This is a genomic window from Streptomyces sp. NPDC060232, from assembly GCF_042726555.1.
GTDB lineage: Bacteria > Actinomycetota > Actinomycetes > Streptomycetales > Streptomycetaceae > Streptomyces.
The window spans coordinates 59021-84159 of the sequence record NZ_JBHXAG010000020.1 but is presented as its reverse complement, the minus strand read 5'-3'; the positions used below and the strand labels follow the sequence as shown (position 1 = coordinate 84159).

The 25139-nt window shown below is 70.3% G+C and carries 25 protein-coding genes and 1 pseudogene; 14 read left to right on the top strand and 12 right to left on the bottom strand.

The annotated features are described in order from the left end of the window. Window positions 1-8 precede the first annotated feature (8 nt). Window positions 9-1808: an acetate--CoA ligase gene (acsA, locus tag ACFWFZ_RS26070; RefSeq protein WP_387125395.1), complete on the bottom strand. Its 1800-nt coding sequence runs from the start codon at window positions 1806-1808 to the stop codon at window positions 9-11. Window positions 1809-2076: 268 nt separating this feature from the next. Further along, window positions 2077-2724 (bottom strand): CBS domain-containing protein, encoded by a 648-nt coding sequence (locus ACFWFZ_RS26065; protein WP_387125394.1) that lies wholly within the window; start codon window positions 2722-2724, stop codon window positions 2077-2079. A gap of 293 nt (window positions 2725-3017) precedes the next feature. Between ACFWFZ_RS26065 and ACFWFZ_RS26060 the strand changes: the two genes are divergently transcribed. Further along, window positions 3018-3740 (top strand): hypothetical protein, encoded by a 723-nt coding sequence (locus tag ACFWFZ_RS26060; protein ID WP_387125393.1) that lies wholly within the window; start codon window positions 3018-3020, stop codon window positions 3738-3740. Window positions 3741-3968: 228 nt separating this feature from the next. Here the strand turns inward: ACFWFZ_RS26060 and ACFWFZ_RS26055 are convergent, their stop codons facing one another. The 5 genes from ACFWFZ_RS26055 to ACFWFZ_RS26035 all read right to left on the bottom strand — a co-directional run bounded on the left by ACFWFZ_RS26055 (window position 3969) and on the right by ACFWFZ_RS26035 (window position 7491). Then, window positions 3969-4271, bottom strand: a complete 303-nt coding sequence (locus ACFWFZ_RS26055; RefSeq protein ID WP_387125392.1) for a metal-sensitive transcriptional regulator — start codon at window positions 4269-4271, stop codon at window positions 3969-3971. Window positions 4272-4288: 17 nt separating this feature from the next. Further along, complete coding sequence (locus ACFWFZ_RS26050; RefSeq protein ID WP_387125391.1) at window positions 4289-4873, bottom strand: rhodanese-like domain-containing protein; 585 nt, start codon at window positions 4871-4873, stop codon at window positions 4289-4291. Between the two features lie 98 nt (window positions 4874-4971). Beyond that, the gene (locus ACFWFZ_RS26045) at window positions 4972-5718 is read right to left on the bottom strand and encodes a sulfite exporter TauE/SafE family protein (RefSeq protein WP_387125390.1); all 747 of its coding nucleotides are present in this window, start codon (window positions 5716-5718) and stop codon (window positions 4972-4974) included. Continuing rightward, window positions 5715-6080, bottom strand: a complete 366-nt coding sequence (locus ACFWFZ_RS26040) for a rhodanese-like domain-containing protein (protein ID WP_387125389.1) — start codon at window positions 6078-6080, stop codon at window positions 5715-5717. The genes ACFWFZ_RS26045 and ACFWFZ_RS26040 overlap by 4 nt, the downstream gene beginning before the upstream one ends. Window positions 6081-6114: 34 nt before the next feature. Then, on the bottom strand, window positions 6115-7491 hold the full coding sequence (locus ACFWFZ_RS26035) for a rhodanese-like domain-containing protein (RefSeq protein ID WP_387125388.1): 1377 nt from the start codon (window positions 7489-7491) through the stop codon (window positions 6115-6117). A 309-nt stretch (window positions 7492-7800) separates the two neighbouring features. On the opposite strand from ACFWFZ_RS26035, the gene ACFWFZ_RS26030 reads away from it, so the two are divergent. Then, the gene (locus ACFWFZ_RS26030) at window positions 7801-8085 is read left to right on the top strand and encodes an SHOCT domain-containing protein (RefSeq protein WP_387125387.1); all 285 of its coding nucleotides are present in this window, start codon (window positions 7801-7803) and stop codon (window positions 8083-8085) included. 125 nt (window positions 8086-8210) lie between these two features. Here the strand turns inward: ACFWFZ_RS26030 and ACFWFZ_RS26025 are convergent, their stop codons facing one another. Continuing rightward, window positions 8211-10571, bottom strand: a complete 2361-nt coding sequence (locus ACFWFZ_RS26025) for a phosphoketolase (protein WP_387125386.1) — start codon at window positions 10569-10571, stop codon at window positions 8211-8213. Window positions 10572-10807: 236 nt separating this feature from the next. On the opposite strand from ACFWFZ_RS26025, the gene ACFWFZ_RS26020 reads away from it, so the two are divergent. From ACFWFZ_RS26020 to ACFWFZ_RS25995, 6 genes and pseudogenes are all read left to right on the top strand, one after another. Further along, window positions 10808-11683 carry a universal stress protein gene (locus tag ACFWFZ_RS26020; protein ID WP_387125385.1) on the top strand — a complete coding sequence of 292 codons (876 nt, stop codon included), beginning with the start codon at window positions 10808-10810 and terminating at the stop codon, window positions 11681-11683. Between the two features lie 671 nt (window positions 11684-12354). Beyond that, window positions 12355-12855: a pyridoxamine 5'-phosphate oxidase family protein gene (locus ACFWFZ_RS26015; RefSeq protein ID WP_387125384.1), complete on the top strand. Its 501-nt coding sequence runs from the start codon at window positions 12355-12357 to the stop codon at window positions 12853-12855. Window positions 12856-13119: 264 nt separating this feature from the next. Beyond that, window positions 13120-14151 (top strand): annotated as a pseudogene (locus ACFWFZ_RS26010) (PEP/pyruvate-binding domain-containing protein); the annotation flags it as partial. Window positions 14152-14334: 183 nt separating this feature from the next. After that, window positions 14335-14898, top strand: a complete 564-nt coding sequence (locus tag ACFWFZ_RS26005) for a DM13 domain-containing protein (RefSeq protein ID WP_387125383.1) — start codon at window positions 14335-14337, stop codon at window positions 14896-14898. 131 nt (window positions 14899-15029) lie between these two features. Beyond that, window positions 15030-16094: a PucR family transcriptional regulator gene (locus ACFWFZ_RS26000; protein ID WP_387125382.1), complete on the top strand. Its 1065-nt coding sequence runs from the start codon at window positions 15030-15032 to the stop codon at window positions 16092-16094. A gap of 363 nt (window positions 16095-16457) precedes the next feature. Next, window positions 16458-17330 carry a potassium channel family protein gene (locus tag ACFWFZ_RS25995; protein WP_387125381.1) on the top strand — a complete coding sequence of 291 codons (873 nt, stop codon included), beginning with the start codon at window positions 16458-16460 and terminating at the stop codon, window positions 17328-17330. A 20-nt stretch (window positions 17331-17350) separates the two neighbouring features. Here ACFWFZ_RS25995 and ACFWFZ_RS25990 read toward each other — a convergent pair whose 3' ends face one another. After that, window positions 17351-17737 carry a winged helix-turn-helix transcriptional regulator gene (locus tag ACFWFZ_RS25990; protein ID WP_387125380.1) on the bottom strand — a complete coding sequence of 129 codons (387 nt, stop codon included), beginning with the start codon at window positions 17735-17737 and terminating at the stop codon, window positions 17351-17353. 98 nt (window positions 17738-17835) lie between these two features. Between ACFWFZ_RS25990 and ACFWFZ_RS25985 the strand changes: the two genes are divergently transcribed. Beyond that, entirely contained in the window at window positions 17836-18243 is a 408-nt protein-coding gene (locus ACFWFZ_RS25985; protein WP_387125379.1) for a RidA family protein, read from the top strand. Window positions 18244-18312: 69 nt separating this feature from the next. Here the strand turns inward: ACFWFZ_RS25985 and ACFWFZ_RS25980 are convergent, their stop codons facing one another. The 3 genes from ACFWFZ_RS25980 to ACFWFZ_RS25970 all read right to left on the bottom strand — a co-directional run bounded on the left by ACFWFZ_RS25980 (window position 18313) and on the right by ACFWFZ_RS25970 (window position 20449). Beyond that, a complete protein-coding gene (locus ACFWFZ_RS25980; RefSeq protein ID WP_387125378.1) occupies window positions 18313-18516 on the bottom strand; it encodes a hypothetical protein in 204 nt (67 codons plus the stop codon). A 91-nt stretch (window positions 18517-18607) separates the two neighbouring features. After that, on the bottom strand, window positions 18608-19630 hold the full coding sequence (locus ACFWFZ_RS25975; RefSeq protein ID WP_387125377.1) for a TerC family protein: 1023 nt from the start codon (window positions 19628-19630) through the stop codon (window positions 18608-18610). Between the two features lie 243 nt (window positions 19631-19873). Further along, window positions 19874-20449 carry a TerD family protein gene (locus tag ACFWFZ_RS25970; protein ID WP_387125376.1) on the bottom strand — a complete coding sequence of 192 codons (576 nt, stop codon included), beginning with the start codon at window positions 20447-20449 and terminating at the stop codon, window positions 19874-19876. Window positions 20450-20841: 392 nt separating this feature from the next. On the opposite strand from ACFWFZ_RS25970, the gene kdpF (ACFWFZ_RS25965) reads away from it, so the two are divergent. The 5 genes from kdpF (ACFWFZ_RS25965) (at window position 20842) to kdpB (ending at window position 25135) form a co-directional block, all read left to right on the top strand. Beyond that, window positions 20842-20931, top strand: a complete 90-nt coding sequence (gene kdpF / locus ACFWFZ_RS25965) for a K(+)-transporting ATPase subunit F (RefSeq protein WP_387125375.1) — start codon at window positions 20842-20844, stop codon at window positions 20929-20931. 175 nt (window positions 20932-21106) lie between these two features. Beyond that, window positions 21107-21241: a hypothetical protein gene (locus ACFWFZ_RS25960; protein WP_387125374.1), complete on the top strand. Its 135-nt coding sequence runs from the start codon at window positions 21107-21109 to the stop codon at window positions 21239-21241. Next, window positions 21238-21327 carry a K(+)-transporting ATPase subunit F gene (gene kdpF / locus ACFWFZ_RS25955; RefSeq protein WP_387125373.1) on the top strand — a complete coding sequence of 30 codons (90 nt, stop codon included), beginning with the start codon at window positions 21238-21240 and terminating at the stop codon, window positions 21325-21327. Before ACFWFZ_RS25960 ends, kdpF (ACFWFZ_RS25955) begins: the two co-directional genes overlap by 4 nt. A gap of 8 nt (window positions 21328-21335) precedes the next feature. Next, on the top strand, window positions 21336-23000 hold the full coding sequence (gene kdpA / locus ACFWFZ_RS25950) for a potassium-transporting ATPase subunit KdpA (RefSeq protein ID WP_387125372.1): 1665 nt from the start codon (window positions 21336-21338) through the stop codon (window positions 22998-23000). Further along, window positions 22997-25135, top strand: a complete 2139-nt coding sequence (gene kdpB, locus ACFWFZ_RS25945) for a potassium-transporting ATPase subunit KdpB (protein WP_387125371.1) — start codon at window positions 22997-22999, stop codon at window positions 25133-25135. The genes kdpA and kdpB overlap by 4 nt, the downstream gene beginning before the upstream one ends. Window positions 25136-25139: the final 4 nt, after the last annotated feature.

Sequence of the window (25139 nt, the reverse complement as noted above, 5' to 3'; positions counted from 1 at the left end):
GCCTTTCCTCACAGGTCCCGGACGGGACCTTCCAGCGTCGACAGGTCGCCCTCGGGCAACCCGAGTTCACGGGCGCGCAACAGGCGGCGCATGACCTTGCCACTGCGGGTTCTGGGCAGGTTCTGGTCGAACTCGATCTCACGCGGGGCCACGGCGGGACCGAGCCGCCGGCGGGCGAACGCCAGCAGCTCGCGCTTCAGCGCGGCCTGCGGTTCGTGTCCGGGGCGCAGGGAGACGAACGCCTTGACCACGGCCCCCGCGACGGGGTCGGGGCGGCCGATCACCCCTGCCTCGGCCACAGCCGGGTGCTCCATGAGTGCGCTCTCCACCTCGAACGGTCCGATGAGATGACCGGCGGATTTGATCACGTCGTCCGCGCGCCCGACGAACCAGAACCACCCGTCCTCGTCCCGTTTCGCCAGATCGCCGGTCAGGTACCAGCCGTCGGCGAAGCAGGCGTCATAGCGTGCGCGGTCGTTCAGGTAGTCACGGAACATCGAGGGCCAGCCCGGCCGCAGGGCCAGCTCGCCCTCCACGCCCGGTCGGGTCACGGGTCGGACATGGCCGTCGTCCAGGAGCACCCGTCCGTCCTGCCCGCGTTCGAGAATCGCCGCGTGCACGCCGGGGAGCGGCCGCCCCATGGAGCCGGGACGGATGTCGCTGGAAGCGTAGTTGGCGATCATGATGGCGCCCGTCTCGGTCTGCCACCAGTTGTCGTGCACCGGCAGGCCCAGGACCTCCTGCCCCCAGCGGACGGCCTCCGGGTTGAGCGGCTCGCCCACGCTCGCGATGAACCGGAGGGCCGACAGGTCGTACGGGCCGGGGAGGGCTCTGCCGCTGCCCGGGGGTGTCGCACGCATCAGCATGCGTATCGCCGTCGGCGCCGTGTACCAGACCGCGACCTTGTGGGTGTCGAGGATCCGGTACCAACGGTGGACGTCGAAGTCTCCCTCGTCCACCACCACTGTCGCGCCGTGCGTGAGCGGGGCGATGATTCCGTACGAGGTACCCGTCACCCAGCCCGGGTCGGCCGTGCACCAGTACACGTCCCGAGGGCCGAGATCCAGCGCGAACGCCGCCGTGGCATGGTGCGCCACGACCGCTTCGTGCACGTGGACCGCACCCTTGGGCGCGCCCGTCGTCCCACTGGTGAAGTGGAGCAGGGCCATGTCCTCGGGGTCGGTCGGCGGCACCGGGAACACCGGCGAGGCGTGCTCCATCAAACGGTCGAGCACCAGGGTGCCGGCCGGCGGATCGGTGACGGGACCGACCAGCAGCACGTCGGTCAGGCCCGGGAGCGCCTGCCGGATCCCCTCGACCTTGCGCCGGTACAGGGCCTCGGTGGTGACCAGGACCCGGGCGCCACCCAGGGCCAGCCGCTGACGGACCGGCTCGGGGCCGAACGCCGCGAAGAGCGGGCAGAGGACGAGTCGGGCTCGCAGCGTGCCGAGCACCGTGACGTAGAGCTCCCTGCGTCGGCCCATGAGGGTGAAGACCCGTTCTCCCGGCGCCGTTCCCAGACCCGCGAGGACGTTGGCGAACCGGGACGCTTCGTCGGCGAGCTCCGCATAGCTCACATGTGTCACGGAGTCGTCCGAGGCCACGCACCGCAGGGCCTCCCAGCCGCCGTGACCGGCCATGACGTGCCGGTCGACCGCTTCGAAAGCGATGTTCAGACCCCCGTCGGGGAGGCCGCACAGCCAGGACCGGGCCTGATCCCAGGTGAACGCCGCGCAGGTCTCCTCATAGTCCGAGAGCCGGTAGGCGGTGGTAGGGCGGCGTTGCTTGGTGATGATCGGATGGGTCATGACGGGCTCCTCGTCCACCACGGTCTGTGGAGTCTGGTCCGCAACCACCCTCCTCCGGCCCCGGGCTGCCGGGGGAGGGCCGAACGGTCCTCGTCGGGGGCCGCTCGGACCCCTCGGCACCTCGCAAGCCGCAGGAGCCGTTTGCGTCCGACCGTCCGGATCCGGCCATCCCCGCGCTCGACACCCCGCCTGCCCGGAAGGCGGGAGACGAGAATCTTGACGGTCTGCTCCGACAGGTAAGGCGGGAGCACACCGCGCCCGCTGGGGCCTATGCCGCGGCAGAGACGGTTCCGTCCAGTTCGATCCGCACGTCGACGACCCCTTCGACGGCCCTGATGGCGCGGGCCAGAAGGGGGACGAGAGCGCGATCGTGCAGGGGGCCCCGGAGCGTGACGACGCCTTCGCGCACCGAGAAGTCCAGGGACGTCATGCCCGGCGCGAGGTCGGTCAGTACGGCCTGCCGGATTTCCTCTTCCAGCTCCTCGTCGGGCCGGAGGAAGACCTTCAGCAAGTCGCTGCGGCTGACGACGCCCTCCAGCATGCCCAGCTGATTCACGACCGGCAGGCGCTTGACGTGCCTGCGGGCCATGATGCGGGCGGCTTCGGCAGTGGTGGCGTCCGGGTGGACGGTGACGGCTGGGCTCGACATCAGGTCCTCGGCGAGTACGCCCCCGGCCTTGGAAGCCTCATCCAGCTGCTCCGGGAGGCGCGGCTCCTCGCGCCGGAACTCCTCCTTGGGCAGGAGGTCGGCCTCCGAGACCACGCCCACGACGCGGCCTTCGCCTTCCAGGACCGGAACGGCGCTGACCTTCCACTCGTGCAGAAGCTCGACGATCTCCTTGTAGGACGCCTCGCGGCCTATGGCGACGGCAGTGTGTGTCATGACGTCACTGACGGTGTACCGAGATGCGGGCATGACCGGCTCCTTCGCCGTGTTCGGTCGCGGATCCTGTCGTCGCCCCCGGGGGCGGGCAGGTGGGGTCGGGACCCTTCTTCCCTTCCATCTGAGCACCCCGAGCAGGTGCGTGCGCAGGGTCCTGTGGGCCACGGCGGAGGTCCGACCGGCCCTGTGGCGGCAGAGGCGCGGCCGGTGCCCGGCCGAGCGGTCCGTGCTGAGCGTCCGCCAGCCGGCCGCACCGGGGCTGAGCCCGGCACGGCCGGGCGGCGTGTCGCTGTTCGGGGGTGTGGCCCGGGGCGCACACTGCTCGCATGCCCGAGGACGAGGCGCGGACCAGACCTCCGGAACCGCTGTTGCGGGTGATCGCCAACCTTGCGCGGTTCCATCGCGAGCACGAGCAGTTCTACTCGCAGGCTCCGTTGCGGCAGGCGGACGAACTGCAGGCCTGCTCCCGGGCACTGAAGTCGCTGGCGGCCCGATGGAGTGTGACCGATGTCCGAGACTCCGTGGGGCATGAGTTCGCCGGTGCGGAGGATCTCAATGCCCCTGGGCTTGTCGCGGAGTCGGGGATCCTCTTCATGGAAGGGGAGGGCGAGCCCGTCGAGCTCCAGCGGTTGAAGCGGGATCTCAGGGAGGTCGCGCAGGACAGCGACCAGACCGGAACCTGGCTGGCGCACGCCATGGAGCAGTCATGGGAGTCCGTCGGCCAGCTGGCCGCCTACCCGGCGCTGGCCGACCTGCTCGGGGAGCGCCACCGCATCATCGCCAACGACTGGCAGTCGGCGGGCCTGCTGGCGCTGGTCGCCAGGCTGCTGCACCGCTGCCTCGACCTGTTGGACCGGGTCACGTTCTCTCCCGCGTCGCTGCGGTCCGACCTCGGTTCCGAAAGGAACGCCCCTGCCTACATCTTCTCGGCGTGCGAGCTGCTCGACCGGGCGTCGGACCTCCTCTCGGAATCGGCAGTACTCGTGCGCGACAACGAGCGGCGCTGGCGGGTGTTCGGCGCCCGGGTCCGCAGGCTGCGGTCCGAGTGAAGTCAGGTCGGGGCGCTAGGGTCTGTATCGAGTTGCCCCGTGGAGCAAGGAGCGGCGTTCGGGGCGTGCCCTCGGGGTGCGGGACGAATGTCCTCGTAGCGGAGCTACTAGGGCATGTGGCTCGTGCGCCGAGGGTGCGTGCCGGGCGTCGCGACGCCGCGGGCAACTCGATACAGACCCTAGGCCGGGCTTGCCGTGGAACAACGGCGGCGCGGCAGGCGGCCGGTGTCAGGCGAGGGTGAGGAAGAGCTTTTCGAGTTCTTCCTCGGTCATGGGTGCCTGAGTCTCGTCGGCGTTGTTCATGCACTGGCGCATGCCACTGGCGACGATTTTGAATCCGGCGCGGTCGAGTGCCTTGGAGACGGCGGCGAGCTGGGTGACGACGTCCTTGCAGTCGCGGCCGGCTTCGATCATGGCGATGACCCCGGCGAGCTGTCCCTGGGCGCGGCGCAGTCGGTTGAGGACTGAGCTGACCGCGTCGTCATCGACCTTCACCGGATACCTCCTGCTGGGTGTGCTGTTCACCTCCATGGTACCCCAGGGGGTATTCACCCCCGGGGGTGCTGATCGAGGAGGGCCGCGAGTGCGGCATCGAGGTCGCTCGCCCGCGGACGGTTGTGGGGGAGCTTCGCGAGCACGGCTGCCATGCCGCAGGTGTCGGTGAGGGCGGAGAAGGTCAGGCCGGCGGCGACGGCGGCGGAGACGAGCCGGAAGGCGGGGTGGAGCCGGCCGAGCCCGAGGCCCGCGAGGACGAGCGTGCCGGCGGTCAGGCGGACCTGGCGCTCCATGGCCCACGCCGTGCGTGCGGCCTGCGGGGGGCGGTGGAGGTCGTGGCCCGCGGCGGCCCAGGCGCCGGTGCCCCCGGCGAGGGTGGCGGTGTCGATGCCGTGCTCGGCGAGTGTCTTGCAGGCACTGTCGGAGCGCGCTCCGGAGGCGCAGACGACCAGGATGTCGCCGCGGTCGGCGGCGTGGCGGATGGCGGGGAGGGCGCGTGCGATCTGATCGAGGGGGATGTTCAGGGCGCCGGGCACGTGGCCCGTGGCGTATTCGCCGGGAGTGCGGACGTCGAGGACGATGAGGTCGTGCAGGCGGGGGAGGGCCTGTGCGGGGCTGAGGGCGTGGGGGGTGGCCATGGGGACTGTCTCCTGGTCGGTGTATCGGGGTGTCGGTGTCGGTGGCCGTGTCCGGATACCGGGTCGGCTGTGGGGGTGTGGCCGCGGGGGATCCGCTGTCAGCGGATCGCGTCGGTGAGCATGAAGGCCGCTACGAACAGCAGCACGACTGCGAAGATCCGTTGCAGGGTCGGTCCCGTGACCATGGCGGACAGGCGCTTTCCGTCCCAGGCGCCCAGTATCGCCGCCCCGGTGAAGGGTGCGACGACCGCCCAGTCCAGAGGGGTGGCACCGCCGGCACGGACGGTGAGCGCGGCGAGCGAGTTGACGGTGATGACGAGCAGGCTGGTCCCGATGGCCGCCCGCATCCTCAGGCCCAGCACTCCTACGAGGGCGGGGACGGCGAGGAATCCGCCGCCGACGCCCAGGAACCCGGTGACCGCACCCAGGCCCGCGCCGGCTCCGGCGGCCCGTACCGGGCGGACCGGGCGGAACTCGTGCTCGGCCGCCGGTGACCTGAGCATGCGCAGGGCCGCGAAACCCGCGACGGCTGCGAACGCGGCGGTGAGCAGCTGTCCGGGCACCCGTGCGGCGAGGGCGGCTGCCGCCATGGCCGGAGCGATACCGGCGGCTGCGAAGAACATGCCGGTTTTCCAGCGGACGTTGCCGGAGGCGGCATGGGCGCGGAGGGAGGTGGCGGCTGTGGCGGTGACGATGACCAGCGACGCGGTGGTGGCCGCGGCCGGGGTGAATCCGAGCAGGTAGATCAGTGCCGGAACCGCGAGCACGCTCCCGCCGCCCCCGAGCGCGCCGAGGGCCAGACCGACAACGGCTCCCGCGATCAGGGCGAGGATGAGCGTGCTCACGCTATCAAGCCGCTGTTCCCGCGGTCGTCGACGACGGGCAGTCCCGCCGCGGCCCAGGCGTTCATGCCGCCCTCGACGTCGACGGCCGCCGCTCCCCGTCCGGTGAGCACTCTGGCGGCCCGCTGGGACCGGTGCCCGGAGCGGCAGATCACGATCAGTGACCGTCCCAGGGCAGTCGGAGGCAGGTCGGCGCCGGCCAGTAGTGCGGACAGTGGGGTGTGCACGGCGCCGGGCGCATGGCCCGCCGCCCACTCCGCAGGCTCGCGTACGTCGAGCAGCACGGCGCCCTCGTCACGGGTACGCCGATGGGCATCCACCGCGGTCACGCGGGCGGGACCGCCGCGCCGGAAGAGAAACTTCACAGGGTCCTTCTCTCGTCGGGATGGGGGCTGGCCGTCAGCTGTGGGGGCGGGTTCCCGAGACCATCGGAAGGCCCGCGCTGCGGGCGGCGTCGAAGGAGTCGTCGACGGCCACGACGTCGCGTCCGGCGGCGTCGAGCAGGGAGGCGGCGATCCCCGCGCGCATTCCCCCCGCACAGTGGACCCACACGGTTCCGGCGGGCACCTCGCTCTGGCGGCGGTGGAGCTGGTGGATCGGGATGTGCACCGAATCCTTGATCCAGCCGTCCGCGCGTTCGGATTCCCGCCGTACGTCCAGCACGATCCGGTGCTCGTAGGGGTCCAGCGCTGCGAGGTCGGCGAAGGTGGCTCGCGGGAAGCGCCGCAGCTCCTCGTGCGAGGAGATCCATTGGGCGGGCTCACCGATGGCAGCGGCGGCAGGGCGGTCGATCCCGACCCGGACCAGTTCGCGCTGGGCCTTCGCCAGCTGCTCGGGGGACTCCGCGAGCAGCGTGACGGGCTTGCCCCAGGGGATCAGCCACGCCAGGTAGGTGGCCACCTTCCCCTCGGCCTCGAAGTTGAACGAACCCGCCACGTGCCCCTGGGCGAACGCGATGCGGTTGCGCAGGTCGACCACCCACTCCCCGGCGGCCAGGCGGGCGGCGATGTCGGTGGCGTCCGCCACAGGAGGTGTGGTGAGGTCGACCGGAGCCGGACCCGCGGCGTTCGCCGGCCCCATGTGGGCGTAGTAGGCGGGCACGTCGTCGAGCCCGGACAGCAGGGCGGCAACGAAGGCGTCGACCTCTTGGACGAGGGCGTCGTTGCCCGCCTTCTCCTTGCCGATGGTGGTGGCGTCCCCGTCGGCCTGGGCGGAGGAGCAGAAGCTGCCGAACCCGTGGGTGGGAAGGACCTCGGTCTCGTCCGGCAGTTCGGCGGCCAGCCGTTGCGCGGAGGCGTGCTGGGCGCGGGCCAGTTCCTCGGTCAGGCGGGGCTCGACCAGGTCCGGCCGTCCCACCGTACCGATCAACAGGGAACCACCGGTGAAAACGGCAGCGGCTGCTCCCTGTTCCTCCAGTACGTAGGAGGTGTGGTGCGGGGTGTGGCCGGGAGTGGCCAGGGCTCGCAGCGTGATCCCCTCGTCCACGGCGAAGGTGTCGCCGTCATGGACGGGGGTGCGGGCGAAGGACACTCGGGCTGCGGCGGGCACGTGGTACACCGCGCCGGTGAGGCGGGCCAGGTCCAGGCCTCCGGAGACGTAGTCGTTGTGGACGTGAGTCTCCACGACGTGCGAGATCCGCACGCCGCGCCGGGCCGCCACTGCGAGTACCTGGTCGATGTCGCGGGGCGGATCCACCGCCACGGCCGTGTGGGCGCCGCCCGTCAGGTAACTGCGGTTGCCGAGCCCTTCCAGTTCAAGGGTGTCGATGAAGAACACGCGTCGCTCCTTGTCTGAGAATTACCCCCGGGGGTATGTATCGAGCGTAGCATGAGTACCCCCGGGGGTATTTTCGGGCATACGGTGCGGACCGCCAGGCGGTACTCACCGCTCTCGCGCCTGGGCCGACCTGAACCAACCGCCCCTGTCACGCTAGAGGAGGACACGGCCACCGGCATGAGCCCATCGGTCCTGAGAGCGACCCCGACCGGCCCATGCCCGGACGACTCGGGCCGGAGGATGGTGGGGACATGCGGGACGTGCCCTCTGCGGGCCGTGCCCCGGACCCTCGCATCAGGAGCGTGAGCCATGTTCTGGTACGACCACGGAATGGGCGGATGGGGCTGGATCGCCATGTCGTTCAGCATGGTTCTCCTCGTAGCCTTGGCCGTTGCGGGAGTCTTTCTGCTTCTCCGCAGCGTCGACCGTTACCCCTCGGGCCCGGTGCAGCCCCCGGCCGCGCCCTCCGCCAAGCAGCTGCTTGCCGAACGGTTCGCCCGAGGCGAGATCGACGAAGAGGAGTACGAACAGCGTCTGACCGCACTGCGTGCGCACGGGCCAGGCCGAGGCCGACCGGGACCGGGAGAGAGCTGAACCCATGCTTCCGGGAGCCCGCGACAGGTCTGAGGAGGGGGGCAGGCGCCGGCACCCGGTCCGGGGCCGGCGCTTCAGAACCTGCGGCACTGGTCCTCAAACTGAGCAGTGCCGACCAGGGCTGGTCAGTACGGCCAGGACCAGTCCGCGACCTCCGGCAGGTCGGTGCCGTGTTCGCGGATCCAGTCGTGGTGGCGGATGCGCCGGTCGGCCATGGCCTGGCGCAGTCCCTCGGCGCGGGCGGCGAGCCCGGGGACGCGGTCGATGACGTCGATGACGAGCCGGTACCGGTCCATGTCGTTGCGCACGACCATGTCGAAGGGGGTGGTGGTGGTGCCGGACTCCTTGTAGCCGCGGACGTGCAGATTCGGGTGGCCGGTGCGGCGGTAGGCGAGGCGGTGGATCAGCCAGGGATAGCCGTGGTAGGCGAAGATCACCGGCTTGTCGGTCGTGAAGAGGGCGTCGTACTCGGTGTCCGTCATGCCGTGCGGGTGTTCCCCATGGGGCATGAGGCGGGCGATGTCGACGACGTTGACGATCCGGACGGCCAGTGAGGGGAGGTGCTCGCGGAGCAGGGCCGCGGCGGCCAGCACCTCCATGGTGGGTACGTCGCCGGCGCAGGCGAGGACGACGTCCGGTGCGCGGGAGCCGTCATCGGTGCCCGCCCATTCCCAGACGCCGACGCCGCGCGACACGTGGGCGCGGGCCTCGTCGATCGACAGCCAGTCGAAGCACGGCTGCTTGCCGGCGACGATCACGTTGACCTGGTCGCGGCTGCGCAGGACGTGGTCGGCCACGCTGAGGAGGGTGTTGGCGTCCGGCGGCAGGTAGACCCGCACGACCTCGGGGCTCTTGTTGAGGACGTGGTCGACGAAGCCGGGGTCCTGATGGGAGAAGCCGTTGTTGTCCTGGCGCCAGACGTGCGAGGTGAGCAGGTAGTTGAGAGAGGCGATCGGCACCCGCCAGGACAGTTCGCGTGCGTTCTTCAGCCATTTGATGTGCTGGCCGACCATGGAGTCGACGATGTGCGCGAAGGCTTCGTAGGTGGAGAACAGACCGTGGCGTCCGGTGAGGAGGTAGCCCTCCAGCCAGCCCTGGCAGACGTGCTCGGACAGGATCTCCATCACCCTGCCGTCCTGGGACAGGTTCCGGTCCGTGGACTGCGTCGCGGCCTGCCAGGCCTTGCCGGTGGCCGCGTACAGGTCGTCCAGTCGGTTCGAGGCGGTCTCGTCGGGCCCGACGACCCTGAAGTCCCTGCGTCCGGCCGTGTCCCTCATGACCTGGGTGAGGAAGCGCCCGAGGACGCGGGTCGGTTCGTGCAGGGCCCGGCCCGGCTTGTCGACCGGGACGGCGTGCGCGTCGAGCGAGGGCAGCGGGAGGGGCCGCAGCAGCCGGCCCCCGTTCGCGTACGCCACGGCGCCCAGGCGGCGCCCGCCCTCCGGGACGCAGGCCAGGACCTGTGCCGTCGGGCTGCCGTCCGCGTCGAAGAGCTCCTGTGGCCGGTACGAGCGGAGCCAGTCCTCCAGTTGCCTCAGGTGGGCGGGGTTCTCGCGCACCCCGGCGAGCGGGACCTGGTGGGAGCGCCATGTGCCCTCGACCGGGTCGCCGTCGACGTTCGCCGGTCCCGTCCAGCCCTTCGGCGTGCGCAGCACGATCATCGGCCAGCGCGGGTACTCCCGGCCCGGGCCGGTGCCCGCCGCCCGCGCCTCCTGCTGGATGGCCCTGATGCGGTCCAGGGCGTGGTCCATCGCCCGGGCCATGGCCCGGTGCACCAGGGCGGGGTCGCTGCCGGTGACGTACAGCGGCTCGTGCCCGTAGCCGCGCAGCAGCGCGTCGAGCTCGGCCTCGGGGATCCGGGACAGCACCGTCGGGTTGGCGATCTTGTAGCCGTTGAGATGCAGGATCGGCAGCACCGCGCCGTCGTGGACCGGGTCGAGGAACTTGTTCGAGTGCCAGGACGCGGCCAGCGGTCCCGTCTCCGCCTCGCCGTCGCCGATGACGCAGGCGACCAGCAGGCCGGGGTGGTCGAAGGCGGCTCCGTAGGCATGGGCGAGGGCGTACCCGAGCTCGCCCCCCTCATGGATGGAACCGGGTGTCTCGGGCGCGACATGGCTCGGCACGCCCCCGGGGAAGGAGAACTGCCGGAACAGCATGGCCATGCCGCCCGCGTCGCGCGTCACGTCGGGGTAGGTCTCGCTGTACGTCCCCTCCAGCCAGGAATTGGCCAGGACGGCGGGTCCTCCGTGCCCCGGACCCCAGACGCACAGGGCCTCCAGCGAACGCTCCTTGATCACGCGGTTGAGGTGGGTGTGCACCAGGTTCAGGCCGGGCGAGGTGCCCCAGTGGCCGAGCAGCCGGGGCTTGATGTGCTCCGGCCGGAGCGGTTCGGCCAGCAGGGGATTGCCCATGAGGTAGATCTGGCCGACCGCCAGGTAGTTGGCGGCGCGCCAGTGGGCGTCGAGCTCCGAAATGGGGTACGCGGTCATGTCCGCTCCTCCGTGCGGCGGTCCGGAACGTTCGTCGACTGAGCCGATGCGGACACTCTGCACTCGCCCGGCTCCCGTCCGCGAGGGGAGGACCGGCCCTCGGGGAGGGACTGTCGGCCCCTGTGGGGCACGGACCGATGCGGCGAAGGTGGAACCAGCGGCGCCGGTTCCCCCGGCCGGCGCCGCTACCCAACCGCCGCCCCCGATGCCGCGTGCATCAGTAGGAGGACAGACCTGTGAAGCGCACCCTCGTCGTCGGAGTGGACGGATCCCCGGAAAGCCGGGCCGCAGCCGACTGGGCCGCTCGCGAAGCCGTACGGCGTGACCTGCCCCTGCACGTGGTTCACGCCTGGTTGTGGCAGCCCCTCGCACTCCCGCTCGTCCAGGACCGCGCCACCGAAGCCCGGCGCGCGGATGACATCCTGAAGGAAACGGAGGGCGAACTCGCCGACCGGTACCCGGAGCTCACCGTCACCGCGCACGTGCTCTCCGACGTGGTGGTGCCGGCTCTGCTGCATGCCTCCAAGGGAGCGGAACTGCTCGTTCTCGGTACTCGTGGACACAGCGCGCTGGCGGGATTCCTGCTGGGCTCCTACGGCCGGCAGGTGATCGCCGCCGCGGAATGCCCCGTGGTCTCGGTGCGCTCCCCGCACGGCCGGCCGGTGGCCCTGCCGGAGCTGGGCGAGGTGGTCGTGGGCCAGCAGGGCGGAGTGGAGGAGTCCGCCGAAGTGCTGCGCGTTGCCTTCGAGGCTGCCGCCGTACGCAAGGTCCCGCTCCGCGCCGTCCGCGCTTGGAGCCTGCCCCCGGTCTACGCATACAGCCCCGGATCGATGTGGATCGCCGAGCAGTTCGGCGGTCTGGAGCCGTACGAGAAGGCCGCGCTGGAGCAGGCCCTGGAGCCGTGGCGGCTGAGGTACCCGGACGTGGAGGTCGTCGAGCACGTGGAGCGGGGCAGCGCCGGTCACGTCCTGCTGACCGCGTCGTCGGACGCGCAGCTCCTCGTCGTCGGCCGCAGGGTCCGCGAGTCGTCGGTGGGGGCGCGCATCGGATCCGTGGCCCACGCGGTCCTGCACCATGCAGCCTGTCCGGTCGCGGTGGTCCCGCACTCCTGACCGGCCCGGGGAGCGGCAGGGGGCAGGGGCGGACTGTACCGTGCCACCCTGCCCACCCCCCGAGGCATTCTCTGTTCGGCAGCAGGAACCGGGTGTTGGCTCGGAGGGGTCAGCGCATGACCGGCGATGACGGCGACCACGGGTCAGGCCGGGCTCGGTGTCCCACCGGTCGTGCACCCCGCGGCGCACACCTTCGCGGGGTTCGTCCTGGGCGAACGGGGGCGTCCTGCCTGCCGGACGGGGCTTACGGACAGGGGCGAGCGGCCCTCATCGGTCCGTACTCGGCTCGGCGCGGCCCGGTCGGCTGTCCGAAAGGGGACCTTCGGCCCTGTCCGGGGGGCCTCCCGGACCTTTCGCAGCGTGCCTGGGCGGGATGAACTGATGGCGCACGGGAACGGCGCAACTCGACGGGGCCGTAAGCGCGCGGAGGATCGCATGACGACCGCCTTGACCGACCTGGGGGCCATGGCACCTGATGGCCGCGGTCCGGCGGGGGAGTCCGCACTCCGCACGGCAGGGCAGACAGAGCCCCGCCTTGCGGCACTCGCACGAGCCGGCCACCGCAACCCGCCCCGGACCTCGTGTGGCCTCCCCTCCTGCGAGGTTCGAGAGGGAGGCTGGTGAACCGAAAGCCGTACAGACCGATGTGGGACGGGACGAAGGTGTGCATCATGGACCAGGACGCCACGCAGCGTGCCGACGCCCAGGTCCGTGACATGACGGTCGCCCCGCGCATGCGGGAGCTGGACAGGGCCGAGGCGCTGCGGCTTGTGGCGACGGTGTCGCTGGGCCGCATCGTCTTCACGCAGCACGCATTGCCGGCCGTCCGCCCGGTCAACCACCTCGTCGAGGGCGGGGACATCATCGTACGGATCCACGACGGCGGTGCGCTCGCGTCCCTCGTGGCACCCGCCGACGTTCCCGGAGTGGTGGTCGCCTACGAAGCGGATGCCATAGACCCCGTGACGCACCTGGGGTGGAGTGTGGTCGTCACCGGCTACGCCAGCCTGGTCGCCGACGCGGGCGAGGTGGATCGCTATGCGGAGCTCCTGTGCTCGTGGGTGGCACAGCCGATGATCGGCGCCCTGCGGATCAGCCCCGATCTGGTCACCGGGTTCAAGCTGGAGGCGGAGGGGACGCGGCCCGGGTGGGCCATCCAGGGCCGGTCGTGACCAGGGCATCGACTCCCGGTGTGCAGCGGCGCCCGCCAGACGAGCCCACACCCGCGCGCAGTGACGCGTGAGGGTCCTGGGGCCCGCCGGCCTCGTGTGGGGGACGAACGGCCCTTCCTGAAGGCGGAGTCGGCCCGCCAGTCTGAGGACAGAAGGTGCGCCGCACGTGGACCCGTGGTTGTGCCCGTAAGAATGACGCATGTCCGAGCCGAAGCGATCAGCATCGCGGGAGGCAGGGCTTCGACGAGGAGGCTGGTGGAGATCATGGGCTCCTACGTGCACGACTTCACCGAGCCGGGGGGAGGCCGGGGCAACGCCGATCTTCTCGGAGACAAAGGCGCGAACCTTGCGGAGATGGCCTGCATGGGCCTCCCCGTTCCGCCCGGCTTCACCGTCACGGCCGAGGCCTGCCGCGTCTTCCTGGCCACCGGCGAGCCGCCGGAGAGCCTGCACGGCGAGATCGGTGAGCACCTGGCCGCGATGGAGCGGGCTGCCGGTAAGCGGCTGGGGCAGGTGGACAACCCGCTGCTGCTGTCAGTCCGGGCAGGGGTGAGGGGCTTCGCACCGGGCACGATGGAGACCATCTTGGACATCGGGCTGAACGACCTGTCAGTGCTCGGACTGGCCATGGGACCCGAGCGGGAGAGGTTCGGCTGGGACTCCTACCGCCGCCTCGTGCGGAGGTTCGGGAGTGTGGTCATGGGCGTCGAAGACTCGTTGTTCGACGACGTGCTCCGGCGCATCGAGGTGCAGCACCGCGTCGCGGACGACTCCCGTCTGGACGCCTGTGACCTCATCCGGGTCGTCGAAACGTTCAAGGACCTCATTGTCGACACCACCGGGAGGGCGTTTCCGCAGGATCCGGCCGAGCAGCTGCGGCAGGCGGTCCTCGCTGCGTTCCGTTCTTGGAACGGCGAGCAGTCCAGGCGCCATCGGCACCGTGAGCGCATCCCGGACGACCTCGGAACGGCGGTCACGGTTCAGACCATGGTCTTCGGGAACCTCGGAGCCGACTCCGGCAGCGGTGTCGCCTTCAGTCGCGACCCGGGCACAGGACGTCCCGGGCTGTACGGCGCATACCTGCCGAACGCCCAGGGCGAGGACGTGGTCTCAGGCATCCGCGACACCTTGCCGCTTCAGGAGCTGGCCGTGCTGGACCCGGTCTCCTTCGACCGCTTGCGCGGCTACATGGAGCAGTTGGCGGCGCACTACCGGGACCCTTGCGACATCGAGTTCACGATCGAGCGCGGCACCCTGTGGATTCTCGAAACCCGAGTCGGCAGACGCTCACCTGACCATCCGCACCTTTGAATCCGCACCTGTGAACCCGGCCCGGTGAGGCCGCGCGTCGGCCGCCGAGGTCGTCCTGCCGGGCTGCCCGTGCGTAATGCGCGCGTAATGGCTTCCGGTCGCGGGGTCGCGTTGAATGCGTTGACGAAGGTGCATCGCCCGGTCGGGCGCGGAGCAGGGAGTTGTCGGATGAAGTGGGATCGTGGGTGGCGCAGGCCGTTGGTCGGGGCCGCCGTGGTCGTGGTGACGGCCGTCCTCGCAGCGGGGCTGTACCTTTTCCAGCCGTGGAAGCTGTGGCAGGACGAAACGGTCAGCGAAGCGCTGCCGACCGCCTCGCCCGCCGCGCCGGGCCCGGCGCCCACGGCGTCCGGGACGCGCTCTCCCGAGCCGCTCCCCGGGCCGCAGACCCTCGTCGAGGGCTCCTTCATCAGTCATGAGCACGACACCAAGGGCACCGCCAGGATCGTGCGGCTGCCCGACGGCTCCCACGTGCTCCGGCTGGAGGGGCTGGACACGAGTAACGGGCCGGACCTGAGGGTGTGGCTGACCGACGCCCCGGTGAAGGAGGGTGTGGCGGGCTGGAGGGTTTTCGACGACGGCAAGTACGTCAGCCTGGGCAAGCTCAAGGGGAACAGGGGCGACCAGAACTACGAGATTCCGGCGGACGCGAACCTCGCCGACTATTCCAGCGTCGCGATCTGGTGCGACCGCTTCGACGTCTCTTTCGGGGCTGCCGAACTCGCCAAGGTGTAGCGGCGGTCCGACGTCAGGACCGCTCCGTGCCGCCAACCGTCCGCCGGGGACCGGCCTGCGGAGCCTGCCGTGCCGGAGGCATGGCAGGCTGGCCCTCGGGCAGTGACGGGCAGGAACGGGCGGGGCGAAGGTTGAACGACGAGCAGCAGGCGACGGACGAGTATCTGGAGGGAAGCGCGGACCTCCTGCGCCAGGCGTGCGCCACCGGGCGCCGCTTCACCCGCGCCGAGCTGAAGGCCCGCCGCGACGCGGGTGAACGGGCCGCCGAGGCCGGCATCGGGCTGCGGTCGCTGGTGCGGGCCCACCTGGCCATGACCCGGGAGATCCAGCCGGATCTCCCCGTACGGGAGTTGCCCTACCTGCTCGGTGCGCTGGAGCAGGCGGTCGACGCGTTCGCGGAGGGGTACGAGCGGGCCCAGCAGCAGGCGGTGCGGCAGCAGGAGGCCGAACGGCGTGAGTTCATCGACGACCTGCTGTACGGCGGCAGCGATCTGGGGCGGCTCGCGGAGCGGGCCGAGCGGTTCGGCCTGCGGCTGGCCCAGGCCCACGCGGTGGCGGTGGCGCAGGGCCCGGAACCGTACGGCGACGGCTACAGCACCGTCCGGGGGATCGAGGCGGCCGTCCTGGCCCGGTTCGGCAACCGCAGCATCCTGCTGACCACCAAGGAGGGCCGGCTGATCTGCATCGCCCCCGGTGACCGGCCCGAGGTGCTCGCCTACTTCGCGAAACGGGCGTACGCCGCCACCGACGGCGGCCTCGTCGCCATCGGCAGGCCCCACCCCGGTGCCGGGGGAGTGGTCCACTCCTACGAGGAGGCCCTCAACGCCCTCGACCTCGCCCGCCACATCGACCTGGACGGGCCGGTCCTGCACGCCGCGGACCTGCTGGTCTACCCGGTCCTCGGGCGGGACCGCCAGGCCATGGCCGACCTCGTCGAGACCGTCCTGGGCCCCCTCCAGGAGGCCCGGGGCGGCGCCAGGCCGCTGATCGACACCCTCCACGCCTACTTCGACACCGGCTGCGTGGCCACCGACGCGGCCCGCCTGCTGTCGCTCAGCGTCCGCGCCTTCACGTACCGCCTCGAACGCATACACAAGCTCACCGGGGCCGACCCCGGCGATCCGCGCCACCGCTACACCCTGCAGACCGCCGTCATCGGCGCCCGCCTGCTGGACTGGCCGCAGAAGGAGCGGTGACCGCCGGGGCACGTCACCGGTCCGGGCCGCCGCCGAGCCCGTCGCGGCAGCGCACCAGAAGCATCGCCGCGTCGTCGTGCAGCGGGCCGCCCGCGCAGGCGACGAGTCGGCGACGTCCGCCCGGAGCGCGTCCGGCGCACGCTGCGGATCGCCGTCCCGGAGGAGACCCGCTCGATCGGCCACGGCGGGGAGAACTTTCCGTCGGCGCCCCGGGCTTCCGACACCCGCGTCACTGTGCGGCGCAGCCGAGCGCGTCGCCGCTCCCTGGACCCGGCCCGCTGGTAGGCAGTCACCTACCTGCGGCTGATCGAGTCCTCTGGCCTCCGCGGAACGAACGCCCGAGACGACCATGGAGGAATCCGGATGGGCTGGAGTATGGCGATCGCGGGTGCGGCGCTGGTCCTCGTGGTCCTGCGGGACGTGTTCCATACCCTGTGGCACCCGACCCGCCACGGCGGCCTGAGCCGCCTGGTCATGACAGCGGTGTGGCGCCTGTCGAAGACCTCCCCCCGTCGCCGGGCCACGGGGCTCGCCGGCCCCCTCGGGATGGCGGCCGTGGTCGCCACCTGGTCCCTGACCGCCGTCCTCGGCTGGGCCCTCGTGTACCGGCCCCACATGCCGGAAGGCTTCACCTACTCGCCCGGCCTGCGACCAGCCGAGCACGCCGGGTTCCTCGACGCGCTGTATGTGTCCCTGGTCCACATCTCCACGCTCGGTCTGGGAGACATCGCTCCTGCCGAAGGCTGGTTGAGGATCGCCGCTCCGATGGAATCCCTGGTCGGCTTCGCGCTCCTGAGCGCGACCGTGGCCTGGACGCTCGGCATCTTCCCGGCCCTCGGCCGCCGCCGCGCCCTCGCGCTGCGGATCTCGCACCTGGTCCGCACCCGCCCCGCGACGGACCAGGTCGACGCCGACGCGGGTGCCGAGATCCTCGACAGCCTCGCCTCGGACATCTCGGTGGTCTGCGTCGACTTCCTGCAGTACGCCGAGTCGTACTACTTCCACGACGGTGACGACGCCATCTCACTCGCCCGCCAGATCCCGGGCGCCATGAAACTCGCGGACCAGGCGTCAGCCGCGCGCCACCCCGACGTCCGGATGTCGGCGGCCGTACTGCGTGCGGCCCTGGATGACCTGGCCGCGATCCTCGACCACCGCTTCCTGCGCACCCAGGGCGGGGCACGCCAGGTGTTCGCGGCCTTCGCCCGGGATCACGGCTACTCGGAAGCGTCCTGAAGGACGGAAAACGCCGTCGGTCAGGCCGAATCGAATCGGTGGCGGGCCGACTCGATCGCGCTCAGATGGCGCCGGGTCCAGTCGCACATGGCGTCGACCGTCGCCCGCAGCGCCCGGCCCGGTTCCGTGAGGGTGTACTCGACGCGCGGTGGCACGGTGGGGTGCACCGTGCGCACGACCAGGCCGTTGCGCTCCAGCAGGCGCAGGTTCTGCGTGAGCATCTTGTGGCTGATGCCTTCGATCTCGCCGCGCAGCTCGGTGAAGCGCAGCGTGCGGTCGCCCACCGCCTCGATGATGAGCAGCGCCCACTTGTTGGCGATGTCCGCGAAGATCTCCCGCGCGAGCGTGTCCGCCCGTGACACATCGGCCTCGTCCTTTGCCGAGCCGTTCACCTGCTTGGTCACCATAAGGTTCCCCAGTCACCTAAAAGTGCGTTCTTCCACGTCAGCGCCCACTCTCCTATGGTTTTTGAGTAACCACAAGTGACCACGAGGAGCGTACGGCCATGGCCATCACCCTGATGAACCCCGACGGGCTGCCCCAGATCGACGTCTACCGGCAGGTTGCCGTCGCCTCCGGTGGAAGGATGGTCTTCGTCGCCGGACAGGTCGCCTGGGACGCCGACCACGCCACCGTCGGCCAGGGCGACCTTGCCGCCCAGGTCGAGCAGTGCTACCTCAACGTCGCCGCCGCCCTGGCAGGGGCAGGCGGATCCTTCGACGACGTCGCGAGGCTCACCGTCTACGTCGTCGACTGGACGCCCGACAAGATGCCCCTGCTCCTGGACGGGATCGCACGGGCAGCCGCGAAGCTCGGTGTCACTCCTGTGCCGCCGGCCACACTGATCGGCGTCGCGGCACTGGACGTGCCCGAGCACCTGGTCGAGATCGAAGCCACCGCGGTCCTCGACTGAGGCGTCCCGCCCGCGGGGCACCGATACCGCCCAGGGTCTCTGAACTGCCCTCGACCCCCGAGGCGGATCCTAAGCGGGGTGGCGGCGCGGGGTGTGCGTCGGGTATTCCGCGTATGCGGGGCAGTCGGGATTGCGGCACGGACCCTGCTCCCACACGGGGACGAAGACCCCGAGTGTCTTGTGCCGCCGCTTGATCACGGTGTCGACGCGGTGCTTGCAGGCCGGGCAGAGCAGCACGCCTTGCGGCCCGGTCTCATGCTCGTTTTTACCCATTTTTTAATGATAGTCCGTGATGAGCGGCGGCGGTGGCCGTGGCCTTGGCCGCCCTCTCACGATGTCGTCACAGCGCTGCTCGAAGCGCTGGTCAAGGCGCTCTCGGGGGCGGGTCCTCCGGGCGCTCGTCCGGCTCGTGGCGCTCGGCGTCGGTCGTCGGGTCCCGGGGGGTGGAGGCCTCCGGGACGGGTCGGCGCATGCTGGCGGCGATGGATACGGCAAGGACGGCGGCGATGACGGCCAGGCTGACGGGGGAGGGGATCTCGGGGATCGCGGGGCTGATCAACTTGTGGGATGCCTGGAGGATGAGCTTGACCCCGATGAAGGAGAGGATGACCGCGAGGCCGACGTTGAGGTAGTGGAACCGGTCCAGCAGGCCGGACAGCATGAAGTACAGGGCCCGCAGGCCAAGGATCGCGAAGGCGTTGCTGGTGTAGACGATGAAGGCGTCGTCGCTGACCGCCAGGACGGCGGGAACGCTGTCGACGGCGAAGACCAGGTCGGCGGCCTCGATGGCGGCGACCACCGCGAGGAGGGGGGTGGCCACACGTTTGCCCGCCTCCTTGACGAAGAACTTGGCTCCGGCGTATTCGTCCCGGACGGGGATGATCCTGCGCAGCAGCCGCACGGCGAAGCTGTTGCCCGGGTCGAAGGTGTCCTCCTCTTCCTTGAGGAGCTTGTAGGTGCTGTAGAAGAGAACGGCGGCGAAGACGAACAGGACCGCGGTGAAGCGGCTGACCACGGCCACGCCGAGGGAGAGGAAGATCCCGCGGAAGACGAGGGCGCCGATGACGCCGAAGAACAGGACGCGGTGCTGGTAGGCGCGGGGGACTTTGAAGTAGCCGAAGATCACGGCGAAGACGAACAGATTGTCGACCGACAGGCTCTTCTCCAGCAGCCACGCGGTTGTGTATTCGGTACCGGCGGTCGGGCCGAGGACGAAGAAGACGACGGCTGCGAAGATGAGCGCGAGCCCGACCCACAGTCCGCTCCAGGTGGCGGCTTCCTTGAAGCCGATGACATGCGCGGTGCGGTGGGCCAGCAAGTCCACCGCCAGCGACACCAGCACCGTCGCGGCGAACGCAGCCCACAGCCAGAGCGGGACTTCGTACACGTCGGCCACTCTCCCGCGGCCGGCGCCGAAAACGCCGACCCTCTACAGCAGTCTGCGTCATATCACCCCACATGGCGCGGCAGTGCCGTACCGGGCGAGCGCAGCGGGCTCGACGTCGCTCCGCCCGCGCTTCCGGTCGGGCCCCTCGCCATCAGAGATCACCGGAACGAGTGATACGGCCGTCCATCGGGCGAGGAGGCGGTCTGCCGCGCCGGCGGACCGCCTCCGCTCGGACGCCGCCGGTCAGACCCCGACACCGAAGTCTGCGGCGATTCCGGCCAGGCCGGAGGCGTAGCCCTGGCCGACTGCGCGGAACTTCCACTCCGTGCCGCTGCGGTAGAGCTCGCCGAAGACCATCGCGGTCTCGGTCGAGGCGTCCTCGGAGAGGTCGTAGCGGGCGATCTCCGCCCCGCCGGCCTGGTTGACGACGCGGATGAACGCGCCCCTGACCTGGCCGAAGCTCTGGCCGCGTGCTTCGGCGTCATGGATGGAGACCGGGAAGACGATCCTGTCGACGTCCGCGGGCACGGTGGCGAGGGCGACCTTGACGACCTCGTCGTCCCCCTCGCCCTCGCCGGTGAGGTTGTCGCCGGTGTGCTCGACGGAGCCGTCAGGGCTCTTGAGGTTGTTGTAGAAGACGAAGTGCTGGTCGGAGGGGACCTTCCCGGACGCGTTCACCAGCAGGGCGCTGGCGTCGAGGTCGAAGTCGACGCCTGTCGTCGTCCGGACATCCCAGCCCAGACCCACCAGTACGGCCGTCAGGCCCGGTGCCTCCTTGCTCAGCGATACGTTGCCGCCCTTGGACAGGCTCACACCCATGCCGTGTCTCCCATTCGGTAGCTCCGCGGCCCCGGCTGGCGTGCCCGTGCCGTCGGATCAAGGTGAATCTACAACACTGTAGAAATATATGGGTGGTTGTCCGGCGCGAGGTGCGGTGGGGCGTGTCGCTCCGTACCTCGCGGCAGCCGGAGCGGCTGACCATCAGGGTGAAAGCTCCGGCAGCTGCCGCGCGAACGGGTGAAGTGCACGCTGCGCGGCGTGCTTCCACGTGAGAGAGCCGTCGGATTCCGTATGAGCCGCGTCAAAGACGCGTCGGCCCCGGCCGGGATCAGGCTCGCGAGGGTGCATGGTCGTGCAGGTCGGCCGGATGCGACACGGACGCCGTCTCGCCGTCACTCACCTCACGCATCGAGCTCAGGAACGGACCTCTGATGAATCTGGAAAACGCCGTCGGACTGCTGGTGGCACTTTCGCTGTTGGCCTACCTCGCGGCCGCGCTGATCAAGCCCGACAAGTTCTGAGCCCGGGGGATCCGGGCGCGGTTCTACGACACGTGCCGGGCCCGTCCCGGTACCCGGTACGCGATCGATCCACGCGGAGGTTCCCGCCCGCATCAAGGTTCCGTCAAGGCCGTGGCGGCTGCCGTATGGGAGCCGTCAAGAAGGCTAAACGCCGCTGTGCAGGTGCGGTTAGCTCATGCTCGGCCAACTGGCCGATTCCGTACCTTCACTCATTCAGGAGCTCACGATGGCCGATGTGGCCTTCGTCCTCACCACGATCGCGGTGTTCGCGCTGGTGGCCCTCATAGCCAGGGGGGTGGCGAAGCTGTGACTGCCGAGAACACCGTCGGGCTGGTCGTGGCCGTCGTCCTGCTGGGCTATCTCATCCTCGCCCTCGTCAAGCCGGAGAGGTTCTGAGCCCCGACATGAGCCCCGTTCTTGCTGATGTGCTCCAGGTGGCGGCGCTGGTCGCCGCCCTGGCCCTGGTGCACCGCCCGTTGGGCGACCACATGGCGCGTGTCTACTCCTCGGAGAGGCATCTGCGGGTGGAGAAGTGGATCTACCGCTGTGTCGGCGCCAACCCGGACACCGAGATGCGCTGGATCGCGTACCTGCGCGGCGTCCTGGCCTTCTCCGCGGTGGGCGTGCTGTTCCTGTACGCGCTCCAGCGCTTCCAGGACGTCCTGCCGCTCTCGCTCGGCTTCGAGGCGATCACCCCGGACCAGGCGTTCAACACCGCCGCGTCCTTCGTGTCGAACACGAACTGGCAGTCGTACTCGGGTGAGACGGCGATGAGCCACGTCACCCAGACGGCCGGTCTGGCGGTGCAGAACTTCGTCTCCGCCGCCGTGGGCATCGCGGTCGCGGTGGCCCTGGTCCGCGGATTCGCCCGCTCCCGCACCGGTGAGCTGGGCAACTTCTGGGCCGACCTGGTGCGCGGCACCGTCCGGATCCTGATCCCGATCTCCGTGATCGCGGCGATCCTGCTGGTCGCCGCCGGCGCGATCCAGAACTTCGGAGGCATCCACGAGCTGACCACGGTGACCGGGCAGCCCCAGAGCATCTCCCCGGGGGCGGTGGCCTCCCAGGAAGCCATCAAGGACCTGGGGACGAACGGCGGCGGCTACTTCAATGCCAACTCGGCCCACCCCTTCGAGAACCCCAACGGCTTCTCCAACCTGCTGACGATCTTCCTGCTGCTGGTCATCCCGTTCTCGCTGCCGCGCACTTTCGGCCGCATGGTGGGCAACGCCAAGCAGGGCTACGCGATCCTCGGGGCGATGGGCGCCATCTGGTTCGTCGGCGTGGTGGTGGTGACCTGGATCGAGTACGCCCACCCGGGCACCGCCTCGCAGCTGGCGGGCGGCGCGATGGAGGGCAAGGAGCAGCGCTTCGGCGAGGGCGCCTCCTCCCTGTTCGCCGTGTCCACGACGATGACCTCGACCGGTTCGGTCAACTCCTTCCACGACTCCTTCAGCGGACTGTCCGGCGGCGTGCTGCTGCTGGGCATGATGCTGGGCGAGATCGCGCCCGGTGGTGTGGGCTCCGGCCTCTACGGCATGCTGATCATGGCCGTGATCGCGGTCTTCCTGGCAGGTCTGATGGTCGGCCGCACGCCCGAGTACCTGGGCAAGAAGATCGGCACCCGCGAGATCAAGCTGGCAGCCCTGTACATCCTGATCACCCCGGCGCTGGTGCTGATCGGGACCGCGGTGGCGATGGCCCTGCCGGACGGCAAGGAGGCCATGACCAACGTCGGGGCGCACGGTTTCTCCGAGGTCCTCTACGCCTACACCTCCGCGTCGAACAACAACGGCTCCGCGTTCGCGGGCTTCGGCGCGAACACGCCGTTCTTCAACACGACGCTGGGCCTGTGCATGCTGCTGGGCCGCTTCCTGCCGATGGTGTTCGTGCTGGCGCTGGCCGGCTCGCTGGCCGAGCAGACCCCGGTGCCCGCCACGGCCGGCACCCTGCGGACCGAGAAGCCGCTGTTCACCGGCCTGCTCGTGGGCGCCATCCTGATCATCACCGGTCTGACCTTCTTCCCGGCCCTGGCACTGGGCCCGCTCGCCGAGGGACTGGGGTCATGACCTCCGACGTCAAGAAGCACGAGGACGAGATGTCCACAGCCACCCGTACCCCCGCGCCGCACCGCGACGTGCCGACGGGCCGCAAACCCGACAGCGGCCGCGTGGGAGGAGGCCTGTTCGACCCCGAGCAGCTGGTCAGGTCCTTCCCCGACGCGATCCGCAAGCTCGACCCCCGCGTGATGATCAAGTCGCCGGTCATGTTCGTGGTCCTGATCGGCTCGGTCGTCACCACCTTGCTGGCGGTCAAGGACCCGGGCGACTGGTTCGGCTGGGCCATCACCGCCTGGCTCTGGCTGACGACGATCTTCGCCAACCTGGCGGAGGCGGTGGCCGAAGGCCGCGGCAAGGCACAGGCCGACACGCTGCGCAGGGCGAAGAGCGACACCGTCGCCCGCCGGATCATCGGGAACAACGAGGAGCGGGTCCCGGGAACCGATCTGCGCATCGGCGATCTGGTGGTGTGCGAGGCCGGCGACGTCATTCCCGGCGACGGTGACGTCGTCGAGGGCGTGGCCTCGGTGGACGAATCCGCGATCACGGGCGAGTCCGCACCGGTCATCCGCGAGTCCGGCGGCGACCGCAGCGCGGTGACCGGCGGCACGAAGGTCCTCTCCGACCGGATCGTCATCAAGATCACGACCAGGCCCGGTGAGACCTTCATCGACCGTATGATCAACCTGGTCGAGGGCGCGGCGCGGCAGAAGACGCCGAACGAGATCGCCCTCAACATCCTGCTCGCCTCGCTGACCGTCGTCTTCCTGCTGGCCGTGGTGACGCTGAAGCCGTTCGCGATCTACGCGGGCGCCGACGAGCAGACCTCCCTGATCGTGCTGACCGCGCTGCTGGTCTGCCTGATCCCCACCACCATCGGCGCCCTGCTGTCCGCCATCGGCATCGCCGGCATGGACCGACTGGTCCAGCGCAACGTCCTGGCGATGTCGGGCCGCGCGGTCGAGGCCGCCGGCGACGTGTCCACGCTGCTGCTCGACAAGACGGGCACCATCACCCTGGGCAACCGGCAAGCCGCCGAGTTCGTGCCGGTCAAGGGCACCACGCAGGCCGAGGTCGCGGACGCCGCCCAGCTGTCGTCCCTCGCGGACGAAACCCCCGAGGGCCGCTCCGTCGTCGTCCTGGCGAAGGAGAAGTACGGGCTGCGGCAGCGCCACCAGGGCGAGCTCGCTCACGCGACCTGGATCGAGTTCACCGCCCAGACCCGCATGTCGGGTGTGGACGTGGACGGCAGGAGGATCCGCAAGGGTGCGGCCGGCTCGGTCGTCACCTGGGTCAGGGAACAGGGTGGCCGGGTTTCCGACGACGCCGACACCCTCGCCGACACGATCTCCCAGGCTGGTGGTACTCCGCTGCTCGTGGCCGTGGAGGACGGCAGGGGTGCCCGGATCCTGGGTGTCATCCACCTCAAGGACGTGGTCAAGGAGGGCATGCGGGAGCGGTTCGAGGAGCTGCGCCGGATGGGCATCAGGACCGTCATGATCACCGGTGACAACCCGCTGACGGCCAAGGCGATCGCCGAGGAGGCCGGGGTCGACGACTTCCTCGCCGAGGCCACCCCCGAGGACAAGATGGCCCTCATCAAGCGGGAGCAGGCGGGCGGCAAGCTCGTGGCGATGACGGGGGACGGTACGAACGACGCCCCTGCCCTCGCCCAGGCCGACGTGGGCGTGGCGATGAACACGGGTACGTCGGCCGCCAAGGAGGCCGGGAACATGGTCGACCTGGACTCCAACCCCACGAAGCTCATCGAGATCGTGGAGATCGGCAAGCAGCTCCTCATCACGCGGGGTGCGCTGACGACCTTCTCCATCGCCAACGACGTCGCGAAGTACTTCGCGATCATCCCGGCCATGTTCGCGGTCGCCTACCCGGGTCTGGACAAGCTCAACGTCATGGGCCTGGCCTCACCAGAGTCGGCGATACTCTCGGCGGTGATCTTCAACGCGCTGATCATCGTCGCGCTGGTTCCGCTCGCCCTGAAGGGCGTCCGGTACCGGCCGTCCAGCGCGGACAGGATGCTGCGCCGCAACCTCGGCCTCTACGGGCTGGGCGGCCTGATCGCGCCGTTCGTCGGCATCAAGATCATCGACATGGCTCTGTCCCTCATCCCCGGAATCGGCTGATCGG